This is a genomic window from Kitasatospora sp. NPDC088742 (genome assembly GCF_055584905.1).
On sequence record NZ_JBVJLD010000024.1, the window covers coordinates 36,075 to 52,919 of the forward strand.

Below are 16,845 nucleotides of genomic sequence, written 5' to 3' on the forward strand. Positions count from 1 at the left end.
GGCGGGCCATCTGACCCTGCACGCGTCGAAGTGCTTCACGGCCGCGGTGGTGGGTGTCGGGGTGCGGGACGCGGCCAACAACAACCTGGACTTCCCGGCTTCTCTGACGAACCAGCAGATCTGCCCGCAGGGGCTGACGGTCAAGACCGGCGCGCGCTCGTTCGCGGCCGGGACGTACCGGATGTTCGGGTATTACCAGGAGCAGAGCGGGGCCTGGAAGAACCTGCCGGAGCAGACCTTCACGGTCGCCGCGGCCCCGCTGGTGGTGACGCTGGACCGGGCGGCCCCGGAGGACGCGACCGCCGGGACGCCGGTGGCGGGCCAGCTGACCCTGCACGCGTCGAAGTGCTTCACGGCCGCGGTGGTGGGTGTCGGGGTGCGGGACGCGGCCAACAACAACCTGGACTTCCCCGGGGCGGCGGTGAACCAGCAGGTCTGCACCGAGGACGTGACGGTCAAGACCGGCGCGCGGTCGTTCCCGGCGGGCACCTACCGGCTGTTCGGGTACTACCAGGAGCAGGACGGCACGTGGCGGAACCTGCCGGAGCAGACGTTCACCGTCACCGGATCGTCCACCGCGGACCCGTCGGCGCCGGTGGCCGGCAAGAAGCTGCTCTGGCGGGAGGAGTTCGACGGCCCGCTCTCCGCGGCCAAGTGGAACAAGTCGACCAGCAGCGCCTACCGGTACGGCACCTACAACCCGGACGACGACAAGCTCGACCGGATCGACCCGCAGAAGGTCACCGTCACCGACGGCGCGGCGGTCTTCAGCGCCCAGGCCAGCACCTTCACCCTCCCGAGCGGCCGGAAGGCCTGGGACACCGGCCTGATCACCACCGAGAACACGGCCGAGCGGTTCATGGTGAAGACCGGTGACTACGCCGAGACCCGGATCCGGATGCCGAAGGAGATGGGTGCCTGGCCCGCGCTGTGGACCTGGCACCAGGGCGGCAACGAGATCGACTCCTTCGAGTACCACCCCGACAACCCGAACCTGCTGGAGCTGACCAACCACGTCGTCTCGACCAAGCCCCTGCCCCAGAAGTACTGGAACGACGACGCGGCGGTGAAGCCGGGGGATTGGGTCACCATCGGCACGCACTACCGCGCCGACACGGTGGACTGGTACGTCAACGACGTGAAGGTCTTCGAGGACAAGGCGGGGGTGGGCGCCGACTGGTCGGCCTACCTGATCCTCAACCTCTCGCTCTGTTCCGGTGACTTCCACCCGTCCCCGAAGGGCACCGGCACGGTGAGCTTCGCCTCGGACTACGTCCGGGTCTACCGCTGAGCCGGTAGGACGAGGACGACGGCGGGGCGGTGACGCGGCATCAAGTGCCGGGCCACCGCCCCGCCGGTGTGCGAGATGGCCGATCGGGGCTACTCGGTGATCATCGCGTCGGCCACCGCGATGTCGAAGGACCCGCTGTCCACCGCGTCCGGGGCGGTGTCCTCGCTCACCGTCACCGTGCCGCCGTTGAGGACACCGGTGGCGTCGGCGGCGATGCGGGCCGGGATGAGGGCCACGGCCGAGTTCCCGGGGGGCAGGCCCCTGCGGTAGTGACAGGTCACCGTGAGGACTTCGACCTTGCAGTTCTCGGGGAAGAACGGCTTGTCGGGCACGGTGTCGTCCGGGAGGGTGCCCTCCGGGAGGGTGACCACCACGGTGAACGCCTCGCTCCGGTCCGAGCCCTCGTTGATCACCAGGGCACGGACGGTCGTCACCTCACCGGCCGGGACCGGATCGGGGTTCTCCGTGAACACCTTCAACTGGCCGGCCCCCGCCCGGTCCACCGGCGGTGCCGGGTGGTGGAGGCCGGGACGGGACCCGGCCCCCGGTACACCGCCCCCGGGCCTGCCGAGTGCCGGTGCACCCGGTGCCGCCGCGACCACTGTCGCCAGCACGGAGCAGACGGCTGCCACCGTCGCCAATCTACGAACCATCGGACCAACTCCCAGGGGACGGGACACCGCCGGAACGGTGTACGAACGCCCGCCCACAGTAGGCAGACGGCCCTCCGCGTTCCCGCACCGGAACGCTCGCCACACGGTGCGCTCGCCCGAACCGAGTAGCGCGGGGAGCCGCGCCCCGTTCGGGTCCGCGCGGACGGCCCTCGGTGTCACCGTACGGTGCTGCCGCTCATGGTCAGGAGGAGCGCGACCTGTTCCCGGTCGGCCTTCAGCAGTGCCGTGCAGGCGGCGCAGGGGCTCGAAGTCGCCGAGGGCCGGCGCGGCCACGGCGTACCTGCTCTCCGGCGGCCGGCTCGCGGCTGAACGGACCGTCACCGGGGTGCTGCGGAGCGGCCGTTGACGGTCCGTTGGCGGCCTGTCCGGCCAGGAGTCGTCGCTCAGCTGGATCGCCTCCGGCGTGGTAGCGCGGCCGGCAGTGGTCGCCGGCGAAGTAGAGCCGGCCGTCGACCGGGGTGGCGACGTGCGGGCCGAGGCTGATCAGCCGGCCCGGGGCCTCGATCGCCGCCTCGCCGAGTGCCCAGCGGTTGCGCAGCCAGGACTGCGAGACGTGGCGGTCGGTGGCGTAGCGCCGGATGCGGTCGCCGAACAGGTCGGCGAGGTGGTCGAGTGCTTCGGTGTGACGGTCGGCCGGGGTGAGGGCGTCGAACCGCAGCGCGTCCGCGGCCCGGTTGTACGCCGCGAGGACGACCCCGCCCGGAGCGCCGTCGCCGCTCGGGTGCGAGGGGAAGCAGACGACCCGGCTGGCCTGGTCGGAGACGCAGCCTCCGCCCACCGCCGGATCGGCGGCACCGTGCGGAGCGGGACGGTAGTCGGCACCGAGCCTGTCACGCCGGGAAGGGGACATGGCCACACCAGAGCTTTCTGTCAGCTCCTCTAAAGCGCCGACAGGAAGTCGAGGACACGCCGGGTGAGCAGCTCGGCTGCGGCTTGGTCGTAGGAGGGAAGGGAGGAGTCCGCGAACAGGTGCTGCTTGCCGGGGTAGAGGAGCAGCTCGGCGTGCTCGGTGGCGGCGGTCAGCTCCTTGGCGGCGTCGAGGTCGCCTTCGTCGGCGAAGAACGGGTCGCCGTCCATGCCGTGGACCTGCACGGGGACGCCGGCCGGCCAGGCCTCGCCGAAGGCGGACACCGGGAAGCAGGCGTGGAACAGCAAGGCGCCCTTCGCACCGGCCCGGGTCTGGGCCAGGCGCTGGGCCGGCATCACGCCGAGGGAGAAGCCCGCGTAGACCACCTCGTCACCGAGCGGCCCGGCGGCGGCGATCCCGCGCTCCAAGACGGTGTCGAACCCCGTCCGGCTCGCGTAGCCGATGCCCTCCTCCAGGGTGTCGAAGGTGTGGCCCTCGTAGAGGTCCGGAACGTGGACGGTGTGGCCCGCCCGGCGGAGCTCAGCCGCGAAGGCCTCGATGCCGGGGGTCAGCCCCTGTGCGTGGTGGAACAGTACGACCTCGGCCATGACCTGCCTACTTTCGGTGCGCTGAATGATCCAAGTTTCTCGAACGATCGGCGATGCTAGTCTAATGCGATCATGTCGAGCAACACTCCGGACTACGACCTCGACGAGACGATCGAGCTCACCACCACCGAGCAGGTGCGGGCCATCAGCGACCCCCTGCGCACCACGATCCTCGGCCTCCTCCAGGAGCGTGCCGCGACGGTCACCGAGCTCGCCACCGCAGTCAGACGGCCGAAGAGCACCGTCGCGCATCACGTCGGGGTCCTGGCCAAAGCCGGCCTGCTGCGCGTGGTGCGGACGCGCCGGGTCCGCGCCATCGAGGAGCGCTACTACGGCCGCACCGCGCGGATGTTCTTCGTCGGGCTGGGCCGGCAAGCAGTCGGTGGCGCTCTGCCGCCGGACTTCAACGACTTCGAGGTGGCAGCGAAAGAGTCAGCTGCGGCGTACGAGCTCGGGCAGGTCCGCCAATTCATCCGGCGGGCCCGGATCTCCGAGGGGCAGGCGGCCGAGTTCTGGGAGCGCGTGGAGCAGGTGATCCACGAGTTCGACACGCTGCCGCGTTCCGGCGAGACGGTCTACGGGTTCACCGTCGGCGTGTATCCCATCCCTGACTACCCGACCCTGCCGCCGACCCAGGAAGGCTGCTGAGCTTCACTCGAAACGAGCCACACCCTTCGGCGTTTCAGCCTGTCAGTTCGGCGAGGAGTCGGCGGGTGGATTCGGCGATACGGGCGGGGGCGGTGGTGTCGCCGAAGGGTGAGGGGAGAGCCGCGAGCCGGGCGCGGAGGGTGTTGATGTCGGTGAGGAGGCGGCGTGCGGTGTGGCCGAGTTCGGGTCCTGCTTGGACGAGGGTCGCGAAGTCGGTGGTGCTTTCGGGTCGTTCGGTGGAGCGGCGTACGACCAGCAGGGGGCGGCGGAGGACCGTTACTTCTTCCTGGACGCCGCCGGAGTCGGAGATGATCAGGGCGGCTTCGGTGGCCAGGGCGAGGAAGTCGCTGTAGCCGATCGGCTTGACGGTTCGCAGGTGGGCCAGGAGGCCGTGGCAGCCGGCGCGTTGGGCGGCCGCGGCGGTGCGGGGGTGCATGGGGAAGAGGACGGGCCACCCCTGGTGGGCGAGTGCGGCGAGTTCGCCGAGCACGGCGGCGAGGGTTCTGGGGTCGTCGGTGTTCTCGGGCCGGTGGATGGTGGCGAGCACGAACTGCCCGGCGATGACGCCTAGTTGTGCCATCAGCTGGGCGCGGTGTCGCGGTGCGGGGAGGTGGCGGGTGACGGCTTCGACGACCGTGTTGCCGGTCAGTGCGATCCGCTCGTGCGGGATGCCTTCGGCGCGCAGGTTGGCGACGTTGCCGGGGGTCGCGGCGCACAGGAGGTCGGCGAGGTGGTCGACCATGATGCGGTTGTGCTCTTCGGGCATCGCCCGGTCGAAGCTGCGCAGTCCCGCTTCGACGTGGACGAGGGGGATGGAGCAGGAGTTGGCGGCGAGCGCCCCGGCGAGGGTGGCGTTGGTGTCGCCCTGGACGATCACGGCGGCGGGGCGCTGGCGGGTGAAGAGGGCTTCGAGGTCCTGGGTGGCGGCGCCGATCTGTGCTCCGCGGGGGAGGCCGCCGACGGTGAACTTGGCGTCGGGGCGGCGCAGTCCGCACTCTTCGAAGAAGACGTGGGCCATGGCGGTGTCGTAGTGCTGGCCGGTGTAGGCGACGCGGGCGGTGTCGTTGAACTGCGCGGCGACGGGGGCGAGTTTGACGATCTCGGGGCGGGTGCCCAGGACGAAGGCGACCGATCCGGTGAAGGAGCCGGTGTGCGTGATGGTGGTGGGTGTGGTCGGTACGCCGGGTGCCAGGTGCACGGTGGTGGTCCTCTCGCTGCCGCGGTGTGCGTCGAACGCGATCCAGGTCCACCCGCCCGGGCCTCGTGCGCGGGGCCGGGCGGGTGGAGCAAGGGAGTTCCTAGCACCGGTGTCGAGGCGCGCCGGCCTCGTGGCCTGGGCGGCGCGCCCAGGTCAACTCGTACAGCTCAGCGCAGTCGGCCGAGCGGACCTGCACACGCGCTGTGCGGCAGCCCCCAACCTCGGCCGTCAGGAAGATGCGCCGACAGGGTCGGAGTTCTCGATGCCGTGTCCACCGGGATCGGACATCGGCTGCGTGTTCACTTCCTGGCCGTGCACGCGCTCAGGCCCCGCGCGCGGTGCGGGTTGGGCTGAGGCGGGCTGCGGTGTCCCGTTCGTCCGGGCGTGCCCAGGGCCGAGTGGATGAAGCAGCGAAGGCAATGTCGAGTGCCGGCCTGACGGCGTGTTGTGCTCGTGACATGCGATCACAAGGTGGTGCGGGCCGGGCACGTGTGGTGCCCGGCCTGCTGGTCCTGTCGGCAGTGGCCCTGTCAGTGGTGGCCGGCCCCGCGACGGCTTCCCCCGACCGAGCGGGAGCCGGGCGCGACGCACGGGCGGGTTCCGTTGAGCCGGGCCTGGCGTTGCGGTCGGCGGACATCTCCTGGAACCTCGGCGACGCCCGCTCCCTGCTCTGTGATCCGGCGCCGGACGCGGACACGGACACGGAGCGGGCGATCGGGCTCCGGTTGTTCCCGGACGTGACGGTCGAGGTGACGGGTGGTGAGGTGCGGCCGGGGCCGGCGGGCGAGGTCGACTGGGCGGCGCAGGTCAAGGGGGATCCGCAGGGGTCCGGTGACTTCCACTTCGACGCCCTGTGCTCAGGTTCTGATGCCTCCTCGGCGCAGGTGGCAGGGCAGATCTCCACCGACGGCCACACCTACTCGCTGGCCTCGACCTCACCCGGCACGGTGCGCGTGCAGGAGCTCAACACCGCGGTGAGCGAGGAGAGGCCGGGCCGTCCCGACGACCCGGTGGACCCGCCCGACGAACCGGTGGCGCCCCGTTCCGGGGGCACCCTGGCCGGGCCGTCCCTGCGCGATGACGATTCGTCGGACTGCCAGGGCGCCAAGGACGTCAACACCATCGACATGGGCGTCTTCTACACCAAGGAGGCCGCGGAGAAGGCCGGTGGCGCGGACAAGGTCAGGGCCCAGGCGAAACTCGGCGTGGACCTGGTGAACCGGGGCTTCACCAACAGCAAGCTGGCGGTGCGCGCCCGGCTCGTCCACTTCGGCCCGGCCGACGACGAGCCCGGACTCCCGGCCGAGAATCCCGACGAGACCGCGCCCTACCGCAAATGGGCCTCCGACAACGAGCTGTGGACGAAGTACGCGGTGGACGACATCGCGCTCTTCCAGAGCGTGGGAACGGGCACCGGATCCTTCGTGCAGGACCCCCGGCCCACCAGCGGCAAGCGCATGTTCCTGATGATGAACGTCGCCGCCGTCCCCGGCCTCACCCTCGGGCACGAACTGGGCCACAACCTCGGCCTCGACCACGACTGGGTCACCGAACCGGAGCCCGGCAAGTACCCCTACGCCCACGGATGGATCCCGCCGAGCAAGAAGTGGCGCACCATCATGGCCTACCCCGGCGGCTGCGCCGGCTGCGAGCGGATCAACTACTACTCCGATGTCGAGGCGACCTACGAGGGCGAGCCCCTGGGCGCACCGGACTCCGAGCCCCAGCCCTCCGACGCGGTGCGGATGATCCGCAAGAACGCTCCGATCGTGGCGGCGATGCAGCCGGAGAAGTCCCCGGCCGTCTACTGCCGCCTCACCGTGAAGTCCACGCCGGACACCGGCGGCAGCACGACGCTCGACGTGCCCGGCCCGTACACCAAGGGCACCGTGGTCCGTGCCGTGGCCGCCCCGAACCCCAACTTCCGGCTGGTCGGCTGGTCGCTCAACGGCGCCCCGCTCGCGGACACCGACACCTCGGTGAGCGTCGCAGTCGACGCCGATTCCGTCCTGGAGGCCAGGTACACGAAGGTCGACTGCGCGCTGACCGTCCAGGCACAGCCGACCGAGGGCGGCGCGGTGACTGCGGACCGTCCGGCGCCGTACAAGTGCGGCTCCGCCGTGACGCTGACGGCCATCCCGAACCCGGGCTGGCGGTTCGTCAACTGGAACAGCGAGAACGGGACCGCCAAGCGCGACATCGTCGCCACGACACCGGTACACCAGTTCACCCTCGAACAGGACACCGTGATGACCGCGAACTTCGCGAAGTCGGACGAAGACACCCCGAGCCCGAGCCCGAGCCCTGAGCCGACGCCAACTCCCACGCCGGAGCCGAGCCCGAGTCCGACTCCCGAGCCGTCACCGACTCCCACGCCGACCCCGACCCCGACCCCGACGCCTGAACCGACGTCGAGTGCGTCTCCTTCGCCGAGTCCGTCAGTGGTCCCGAACCCGCCTGCCCCGCCGACTCCGGATCAGCAGGCCGACCTCAACCCGCCCGCCCCGCCTGCCCCGCCAGCTCCGGACACAGCGACCCCGACCCCGGTTCCGACCGCAGGTGCGAGGGAGGGGTCCGAGCTGCCGTCCACCGGTACGCCCGTCCCGCCCATCGCGATCGCCCTGACCGCAGGCCTGGCCATGACGGTCGGCGGCGTTCTCCTGACCCACCGGCACCGCAAGGCCCGCCGTTAGGACCCGGTCTATCACCTGACCGACGCGCAGCCACCGGCCACCGAGGCCGTACTGCGAAGGCGGCCGACCCCACGAACACCGGGGCCGGCCGCCGATTCATTGTCCCGCCGCCCCGCGACCGCCTTCGGTCTCATCCGCCGCAACGTTCCGGACATTTCGCCACACGCATGGCATGGTGACGACGGATCAGGACACGGTGACAGTAGTGACCTTGGCGCGGCCCACCTCGTATACCGCTCCCCGGCGCCTGGGCCGGAACCTTCGTCACCATCCTCGCCACCGCCCTCGCCGTCGCCGCCTACCTCTACCTCCTCACCTGCGGCCGCACCCTCACCCCCCACCCCACCCCCACGACCTGACCCACCATCACACCGACGCCGGAGCGGCCGCGCCCCCACCGTGAGCACGACCCACGCCGCCCGCGCGGGCGGCTGGCCGCGACCGCGACGACGGCACAGACCCTCGTATCGGACGAGTCGCGGAAGGTGTTCCGACCAGTGGTACTGCCACCGACCACCCACGAGCAGGTGGCCGGCGGTGACCCGGGGACCTACGCGTTGAGGAAGCTCCCCAGCTCGGCGTACATCTGCGTCACCGCCTCGTTCACCGCCTTCGACTTGGTGTCGAAGCTGAGGAAGCCGTGGATCAGGCCGGGGTACATGTGTTTGCGCACCGCCACCCCGGCGGCGGCCAGGGCGTCCGCGTATGCCAGGCCTTCGTCGCGCAGCGGGTCGCACTCTCCGCAGCCGACGATCGCGGGGGCCAGGCCCGCGAGGTCGTCGGCCAGCAGCGGCGAGGCCGGGGCGCGGTCGGCGGCGGACGGGTCGGCGGTGAAGTAGAGCTGCATGTCGTTCTCCACCTCGGCGGTGGTTAGCAGGAACCCGGTCGCGTTCTCCACCCTGGAGGGATACCGGTCGCCGGGCCGCAGGTCGGTGGCCGGGTAGGCGAGCAGCTGCGCGGCCAGCGGGCGGCCCTCGTCGCGGAAGGCCAGTGCCACCCCGGCGGCCAGGTTCGCCCCGGCGCTGTCGCCGGCCACCGCGAGCCTGCCGCCGCCGAACTCGCCGATGTGGTCGGACACGTAGGTGGACACGGCGATGCAGTCGTCGTACCCGGCCGGGAACGGGAACTCCGGGGCGAGCCGGTACCCAACGCTGACCACCACCACGCCCAGGTCGCGGCACAGCCGGCGGCACACCCCGTCATGGGTGTCCAGATCCCCGACGATGAACCCGCCGCCGTGGAAGAACAGGATCGTCGGCACGGTGCCCTGGGCCTCGGGGCGGTAGACGCGCACCGGGACCCCGGCCAGGGAGTCGTCGGCGACCCGGCCGACCTGGATGGGCGGGTCGGGGGCAACGGCCAGCGACAGCATCCGGTTGCCCGCGCGCATCTGCTCCACGGTCGGCGCCTCGGCCGGCGGCGGACCGTCCACGCCGAACTGGTGGAGCAGGTCCGCGATCTCGGGATCCATCACAGGCATGGCGAAACGTCCTTCACGTCCGGCGCCCACGGCGCGGGGGATGAGCGACTTCTCCTCGAACCTAGACACCCGCGGCCCGCCCGGCCCGACAGCACGGCCCTCCGGGTGACACCACCAAGGCCAGGCATCCAGACCAGCCCCGGCCCCCTGACGTCTGAGGAACACACCGGGCCGCCTCTGTGGAGGTTGACCGGACCGGACCGTTGGCGGACAGGCGGGAAGCCCGGTCGGCTGCGGCGGGCCGTTGTCGTGACGGCCACCTGCCTCACCCAGCCCCGGGCCTGTGGAGGTCCGGCACATGGCGGCGTCGTCAGTTCACTCGTGCTCGGCTTTGGCGAAGTGCTGGTCGAAGTAGGTGCGGGTGAGGCTGGGCCCGTGGCGAGCAGGGTGGTGCGGGGTCAGCGGGTGAGTGCGCGGTCTGGCTGTCCGAGTCCCCACCGGGTGGTCGCGGCAACGCTCCTCTCCAGGGCCGTGCTTCAGAGGGGAGGTGCCCGACACCGAACCGGCAGGCCTGGGTTCGGAAGCGTCGGCCGGTGGCTGGGCACCGTGAGGGTCGACTTCTAGCCCGCGCGGGGGAAGATCCCGCGCCGTCCGTCCGGGTCCGGGCGATCAGCACATGGGGTCTGGTGTCATTTCGTGCGTGGCCACCCGTAGGTGAGTGAGCCTCAGCGAACCGTAGATGCGGGCTCGTTCGACGCCGCCTGGCGCAGGGGGTCGCGGTTGTGTCTCCGTGCACAGCTGCGGATCTGGTCTGGGCAGTCTCGTACTCGCCGCCAGGATGGCGGGCGATCCGTCGTCGAAGCGACGGGAAAGGGCAGGAATGTCGAAGTCGCGCACACCCGTCACTCGGGCGGTCCGGCACCAACGGGCCACACTCGTCGTCTGCGCTGTCACCTCGCTTGCCCTCGTCGGTGCCACGGAGGCCGCGTACGGCGTCTGGTGGTCGCAGGTCCCCGCCGGTGCCCCGGTGCAGGCCGGCCACCGGGCGGCGGTGCCGCCGCCGATCAAGATCATGCCCATGGGCGACTCCATCACGGAGGGCTGGGGCAGCTTCGACTGGGGCGGCTACCGCAGGCCGCTGCTGCCCCTGCTGCACCGCTCCGGGTATGACATCGACTTCGTGGGATCGCGTCACAAGGCCTCCGACACCGGCGGCGATCCCGACCACCAGGGCACCTCCGGCATCAGGATCGAAGCCCTGGAGAGGGACCTGAAGAGCAATGACCGGGTCGGCACCGCCGCACCCGACTACGTCCTCCTGCACATCGGCACCAACAACATGACCACCGGATCGACGGGGGTCGCCGCGCTACTGGAGTCCCTGATCAAGGAGGTCCGCGCGCAGGCGCCGACTGCCAAGATCCTGGTGGCGTCCATCATCCCCGCCACGAACGCCGGTTGGCGGCCGGCGGAGATCCCGAAGTACAACGCCGAGCTGAAGACGACCGTCGACGCACTGGCCGCCAAGGACAGCTCCATCGTCTACGTCGACATGTCGGCGCCCGTCGCCCTCACCGGAGACGGCCTGCACCCCAACGACGCGGGCTACGAGACGATGGCCCAGCGGTGGTACGACGCCCTGAAGCCGGTGCTGCCCGCACCTTCCGGCGGTCCCATCCTCCAGGACAACCCGCACTTCCAGACCGTCAACACCGTCCCTGCCGCTCCGAACCAACGCGGCATCTCCCTCTGGTCCAACCAGGGCGCCGCCATCACCCGGGTCGACTCGGGCTCTGACCTCAACGCGGTGGCACCGACCGTCGGCGGGGGCGTCAGCACGACCTTCGCCACCCGACCCAATGTGCCGGTCACGGTGACCTACCGGGTCAGGAACAGCTCCGGCAAGGCCCCCGGCTGCACCAACTCGGTCGACCAACTCCGGCTACAACCCTCCGCCGGCCCCGCCCAGGACGTCACGGCAACCGACGCCTGGACCGACCACACCTACACCTTCACGCCGACCTCCACCCAGAGCAGCCTGTCCCTCACCACCCCGACCGGATCGAACCGAGCCTGCGGCCCCCTGGTCACCAGCGTGATCGTCCGCGAGGACACCACCCCACCCACCCCGAGCCCCAGTCCGACGCCGACGCCTGAGCCGACGCCGACCCCAAGTCCGAGTCCGAGTCCGAGTCCGACGCCGACGCCGACGCCGACGCCGACGCCGACGCCTGAGCCGACACCGACCCCGAGTCCGACGCCTGAGCCGACGCCCACCCCGACTCCTCCTGTGCCAACACCCGTACCCACGCTCACGCCTGAGCCCGTCGGCCCGGTAATCGCCCCCACGGTCACCCCGCGCACCCCGGCCCGAGCCGAGCCTGCGCAGGCAGCCCCGTCCGGCGGCCGGGACAAGGAGCAGACCGTGACCGGCTGCCTGGCCGACACCGGTGTTCCTGGCCTGCTGCTCGCCGGGACCAGCGGCTCGCTCCTCATCCTGGGGATGCTCCTGGCCAGGCGGTTCCGCAGGCTGACGGGAACGGGTGGCGACCAGTAGCACCACATGGGTTGATCTCGGGGAGCCCGCTGGGGGCAAGAGGGGCAATCCATGAGGTGAAGGGTCGTCTGCCGATGAGGGCAATGTCGGAGCAGGTTCATCGCCACTGCGGTGGCAGAGGGCAGGCCGTTGTCGCCCGGTCGGCGGTGGCGGCCAGTGTGGTGCCGGCGCCGCAGGTGCCGGGGATGCCAGCGCCGTCGCGTACGCGGCCAGTCACGAGCCGCGGAGTTCCGGAGACTCGACGGGGTGTCGGTCAGGTTCTCGTCGGTGGGCTTCCGTCGTCCCTGGCCGTGTCCTCGGTGGTGTTGGTGTCGGGCCACTGGGGGGTCGGGGGTCTGGGTGATGTCGGTCAGGATGTAGTCCTGGTGGGATCTGCCTGAGTGGCTCGGCTCGTTCAGGACCGCTCACAAGCGGTTGTTGCGGTGGGCGGTTGACGGCACGTCGGCGAACGTCTTCGCGGCTGTTCTGGCCGCGGCGGACGCGGACGGGGAGATCGGCTGGACGGTGCCGGTGGATTCCGCACTTCACCAGCACCTGCCTGCGCCCTCGCGCGGTGAATGCGCTGGGCCGACGGGTGGCGGTGGCATAGGGGTGGCCCTGCAGCGGGCTGCCCCTCCAACGTGGCAGCAGCCAGCCGGATCAGCTGCCAGGGCGAGTTCCGGCTGAGGACTCGCCGCTGACCTTCGCGGGCGTAGTGCCGGTCCGGCCCGACCGGCTGTCGGGTTGGCTGTGCCGCCGCTCAGCCAATCAAAGAGGCACGCTCTAGGTCCGGGAGACACCCGGACGTGTCGCCTTCCACAACTCGCAGGCCATGGGCAACGAGCTGACCAAGATCGAGGGCACCATCCCGATCGTGACCTTCCTGGCCACCGACGGCTGGTGGACCACCAGGCAGACGCACTTCGCCAAGGGCGGCTGCACCGCCTGCTGACCACACTGCCGAGCCCTGGTCGGCAGGGCTCGCGGTACCCCCTTGAGCCGGGTGCCCGTCCGACAGAGCGCTCCTGACGCACCACCAGCAGCAGGAGCCCATCCGGGGGCGAGCCGGGGCCGAGTGTGCGGCCGGCCGGGTGGTGATGATGCGACACATCAGATCATGATCGCGACAATCCTCCGCCGGGGGCTACCTATGTCCATGACGTGGTCTGTCGTCCGTGGCATGGCGCCCTCTCCGGAGAGCCCTCGGGTGGAGCACAGCGCCTGGAGTGTCGATGCGGCAGGGCGGACCTCCGGACAGGGGTGCCTCGAAAGGGATCTTGAATGCACAGGTGGACTGCGGCCACGCGGGGGCATCTGACCCCCCGTCGGATCGCGATGGGGACGATGATGGTCGTCCTGATGAGCTCGTCAGCCATGGGCCTGGCCTACGCCGCGCCCGTCACGATCGGTGCCCACGCCGCCGTCATCCAGGACGGATCAGGTGAGTTCACCCTTTCCGACGGTCCTGGACTGGACAGCGGTCCGGTCAACGGCATCGTCCGCACCAACGACACCGTCGCCTACCGGGTCGAGATCCAGGCGCTGCGCGGGACAGCGGAGCGGCCGCGCTTCACGGTGCAGGCTCCGCCGAACACCAAGTGGACGGTCCTCCCTGACAAGTGCACCGGCGCGGGTTCGGGCATCAGCGCCGGCGGACTGCTCACCTGCGTCCTGCCCGACATGACGGCGCAGACCCAGCAGGTGCCGCTCGTCCTGCAGGTGCTGGGCACCGCGAAGAACGGCGACAAGCTCAACATCTCCGTCAACGCCACGGCCGACAACTCCGACAGCGCGACGGGCACCACGGCCGTCTCGCCGGACACCACGGTCAGCGCGCTGCCGAAGTACAACCTGGTCAAGGACGGCAAGTACTCCTACACCGACCGGCCGGCCCCCGGCCCGAACGGGGAGCCCGGCCGGGTCCAGACCATGCCGATCGTGGTGGAGGCCCGGACCGTCGACCCGGCGCGCGGGGACTTCAGCAAGCTCGGTCAGGAGACGCTGGTCTCCCCGATGACGTTCACCGACGACCTGACGAAGCTGCTGAACGGCGACCCGACCAAGGGCGCCCGGCTCTACAGCTGGGACTCGGCGAACCCGGCCTGCGGCACCAACGACGCCACCGTCCCGAACGCGCCGTACGGCCGCCAGGGCCTCGGGGACGCCACCAACACCACGGCGAACAGCGGCGCCTACAGCTGCACCCAGGGCGCGGCGGGTGACAACATCCAGGTCACCATCACCGGCGCCAACAGCACCCCGGAGACCTACCCGGTCAAGGGCGCGACCGGGACCGACCTGGCGAAGAACTCCGGCGTGATCAGCGCCGGCTTCCTGCGGATCTGGATCCCGCAGACGGAACTCGACGCCACCGCCACCAAGTCCGGCGGCAATGCACTTCTGACCGACACCTACACCAACTTCTCGCCGGTCTCCACCAGCGGTCAGACGAACTACGGGCAGGGCGGCTCCGAGCCGACGGAGGACAACTCCCAGCAGATCGGCGTCAACGCCACCGGCACCTTCGGCAAGGAGTACGAGTCCTTCGACGGCTACGCGCCCGGCACCGCGCCGAAGAAGAAGGACAACAACGCGCTGGTGACCCCCGGTACGCCGGTCCGCTCGCACGTCTTCATCAACTCCTCGGACACGTCCGACAATCCCAACTTCATCGCCTGCGACGTCTTCGGCGACGGCAACCAGCGCATCAGCAAGGCCCCTGCGGGCAACCGCCTGAACGCGGACGGCCAGTACGCGGCCGTCATCCCGCCGACGCCGGCCGTGACGATCGAGTACGCCGCGTACCGGAACACCCCGCCGACCAGCGCGCTCGCCCTGCGGCTCGACCCGCTCGGCGCCGGCGCCCAGCTGCGGCAGACCTGTGACGACGCGGACGGCCCGTGGTTCGACAGCCCGGAGAAGGTGCCGGGCGGCGTGGCCGCGGCGGGCAAGGTCCGTTTCAAGACCGCCATGCCCGCAGGCGGTGGCCGGGACTTCTACACCTTCCTGACGGTCAACGACACCGGACTGACCCGGGGTCAGATCGTCCGCAACGCGGCCGTGTTCAAGCCGCTGAGCGGCACCTGGACTCGGGACACCAGGTCGGCCTACGCCCCGGCCGTCAACGGTGTGATCGATCCGAACAAGAACTACGCCAGCGGAAACCTGGCCGACCACCTGATCATCACCCCCGTGCTGGCCCGCATCGACAAGAAGACCGTCGACCCGGGGGCGGACGCCACCAGCACGCCCGACCAGCAGCGGCAGGTCCTCAAGGGGCAGACGTTCACCTTCGGCCTCTACCCGTCGCTGAAGTCGAACGCGGCAGCCCCCGGCCCGCAGGACCTGACGATCGTCGACACCCTGCCGAAGGGCTTCAGTTACGTCGCGGGCAGCGCCTCGGTGACCGAGCAGTCGGCGGTCAAGAACGCGGACGGCACGACCACCGTCACCTGGGTGCTCCGGGCGCAGCAGGCCAACACCACGATCGCCCCGATCACCTACAAGGTCCTGACGGACGCGGACGCGGCTGAGGGCTCGTACCAGAACACGGTGAAGGTCTCGACCCCCGAGGACCTCAGCGACGAGGGCCTGCGGACCGCCAAGCGCTCCCTGTCCATCGTCGCGGGCACGGGCATCACGGTGAGCAAGAGCACCGACACCCCGCTCGTCCCCCGGGACACCGACCTGCCGTGGAAGCTGACCTACACCAACCCGCAGACTCTCCCGCTGCGCGGCGTCGACATCATCGACGAGCTCCCGTGGGTAGGTGACGGGCGTACCCCGGCGACGAAGTTCTCCGGGACCCTCGCCTTCAAGTCGCTCCAGGCGGTGCCGGACGACCCGCAGGTCACCCTGAAGTTCACGGCGGCCACGCACGGATCGATCAAGCCCGATCCGACCGACGCCTCGAACAAGCCCGGCGGCGCCACCAAGTGGTGCGCCAAGACCGAGTTCGGCCAGGCCGGCTGCCCGGCCAACGACGCCGCGGTCACCGCCGTCATGGTCAACGACCCCCGGGAGATCTCGCCTGGCCAGTCGCGTGACCTTGCGCTGGTGCTGACACCGACCGGGAACGTCGGCAAGGACATCTACACCAACAACTTCAGCCTGCACGCCCGGGACCTGGTCTTCCCGGTGATCTCCAACGACGTGCCGATCGAGGTCCCGGAGGAGCCGTCTCCGAGTCCGTCTCCGTCGCCGAGCCCGTCTCCGAGCCCGAGCCCGAGCCCGAGCCCGTCTCCGTCGCCGAGTCCGTCTCCGAGCCCGAGTCCGAGCCCGAGCCCGTCTCCGAGTCCGTCTCCGAGCCCGAGCCCGAGCCCGAGCCCGAGTCCGAGTCCGTCTCCGTCTCCGAGTCCGAGCCCGTCGCCGAGCCCGTCTCCGAGTCCGTCTCCGAGTCCGAGCCCGTCGCCGAGCCCGTCTCCGAGTCCGTCTCCGAGCCCGAGCCCGAGCCCGAGCCCGAGTCCGTCTCCGTCTCCGTCTCCGTCTCCGAGTCCGAGCCCGTCGCCGAGCCCGTCTCCGTCTCCGTCTCCGTCTCCGTCGCCGAGCCCGAGTCCGTCTCCGTCTCCGAGCCCGAGCCCGAGCCCGTCTCCGTCTCCGAGTCCGTCTCCGTCTCCGTCTCCGTCTCCGTCTCCGTCTCCGTCTCCGAGTCCGAGTCCGAGCCCGTCGCCGAGCCCGTCTCCGTCTCCGAGTCCGAGCCCGTCTCCGAGCCCGTCTCTGTCTCCGAACCCGAGCCCGAGCCCGTCTCCCAGCCAGACGACTCCACTTGTGCCCAGGCCGCCGCTCCCGCACACGGGTGCAAACGCCATCTGGGCCTTGCTCGCAGCCACGCTGCTGCTTGCCGGTGGCACGCTGACCTTCGTGGTGACGCGTAAGCGCACGAACCACGGCGGATAAGCAGCCGATCGCCAGCCCGGGTAGGACCGCCAGA

Annotated in this window: 10 protein-coding genes; 5 read left to right on the forward strand and 5 right to left on the reverse strand. The window is 70.7% G+C overall.

All coding sequences use genetic code 11. The features are described from left to right. The first annotated feature begins 181 nt into the window (after positions 1–181). Positions 182–1,291 (forward strand): glycoside hydrolase family 16 protein, encoded by a 1,110-nt coding sequence (locus ACZ6ZR_RS19860; protein WP_465644032.1) that lies wholly within the window; start codon positions 182–184, stop codon positions 1,289–1,291. 89 nt (positions 1,292–1,380) lie between these two features. On the opposite strand, the gene ACZ6ZR_RS19865 is transcribed toward ACZ6ZR_RS19860, so the two are convergent. The 3 genes from ACZ6ZR_RS19865 to ACZ6ZR_RS19875 all read right to left on the reverse strand — a co-directional run bounded on the left by ACZ6ZR_RS19865 (position 1,381) and on the right by ACZ6ZR_RS19875 (position 3,420). After that, positions 1,381–1,770 carry a hypothetical protein gene (locus ACZ6ZR_RS19865; RefSeq protein WP_465644034.1) on the reverse strand — a complete coding sequence of 130 codons (390 nt, stop codon included), beginning with the start codon at positions 1,768–1,770 and terminating at the stop codon, positions 1,381–1,383. 409 nt (positions 1,771–2,179) lie between these two features. Then, positions 2,180–2,815: an FAD-dependent oxidoreductase gene (locus ACZ6ZR_RS19870; RefSeq protein WP_465644035.1), complete on the reverse strand. Its 636-nt coding sequence runs from the start codon at positions 2,813–2,815 to the stop codon at positions 2,180–2,182. A 29-nt stretch (positions 2,816–2,844) separates the two neighbouring features. Beyond that, a complete protein-coding gene (locus ACZ6ZR_RS19875; protein ID WP_465644036.1) occupies positions 2,845–3,420 on the reverse strand; it encodes a dienelactone hydrolase family protein in 576 nt (191 codons plus the stop codon). A 72-nt stretch (positions 3,421–3,492) separates the two neighbouring features. On the opposite strand from ACZ6ZR_RS19875, the gene ACZ6ZR_RS19880 reads away from it, so the two are divergent. Next, the gene (locus tag ACZ6ZR_RS19880; protein WP_465644038.1) at positions 3,493–4,068 is read left to right on the forward strand and encodes an ArsR/SmtB family transcription factor; all 576 of its coding nucleotides are present in this window, start codon (positions 3,493–3,495) and stop codon (positions 4,066–4,068) included. 34 nt (positions 4,069–4,102) lie between these two features. On the opposite strand, the gene wecB is transcribed toward ACZ6ZR_RS19880, so the two are convergent. Then, positions 4,103–5,266: a non-hydrolyzing UDP-N-acetylglucosamine 2-epimerase gene (wecB, locus tag ACZ6ZR_RS19885; protein ID WP_465644040.1), complete on the reverse strand. Its 1,164-nt coding sequence runs from the start codon at positions 5,264–5,266 to the stop codon at positions 4,103–4,105. Between the two features lie 620 nt (positions 5,267–5,886). Between wecB and ACZ6ZR_RS19890 the strand changes: the two genes are divergently transcribed. Then, positions 5,887–7,959 carry an InlB B-repeat-containing protein gene (locus ACZ6ZR_RS19890; RefSeq protein ID WP_465644042.1) on the forward strand — a complete coding sequence of 691 codons (2,073 nt, stop codon included), beginning with the start codon at positions 5,887–5,889 and terminating at the stop codon, positions 7,957–7,959. Between the two features lie 550 nt (positions 7,960–8,509). On the opposite strand, the gene ACZ6ZR_RS19895 is transcribed toward ACZ6ZR_RS19890, so the two are convergent. After that, a complete protein-coding gene (locus tag ACZ6ZR_RS19895; RefSeq protein ID WP_465644043.1) occupies positions 8,510–9,439 on the reverse strand; it encodes an alpha/beta hydrolase in 930 nt (309 codons plus the stop codon). Positions 9,440–10,457: 1,018 nt separating this feature from the next. On the opposite strand from ACZ6ZR_RS19895, the gene ACZ6ZR_RS19900 reads away from it, so the two are divergent. Both ACZ6ZR_RS19900 and ACZ6ZR_RS19905 read left to right on the forward strand, forming a co-directional pair. Continuing rightward, positions 10,458–11,936 (forward strand): SGNH/GDSL hydrolase family protein, encoded by a 1,479-nt coding sequence (locus tag ACZ6ZR_RS19900; protein ID WP_465644044.1) that lies wholly within the window; start codon positions 10,458–10,460, stop codon positions 11,934–11,936. A gap of 1,338 nt (positions 11,937–13,274) precedes the next feature. Continuing rightward, positions 13,275–16,811 (forward strand): LPXTG cell wall anchor domain-containing protein, encoded by a 3,537-nt coding sequence (locus tag ACZ6ZR_RS19905; RefSeq protein WP_465644046.1) that lies wholly within the window; start codon positions 13,275–13,277, stop codon positions 16,809–16,811. Positions 16,812–16,845 lie beyond the last annotated feature (34 nt).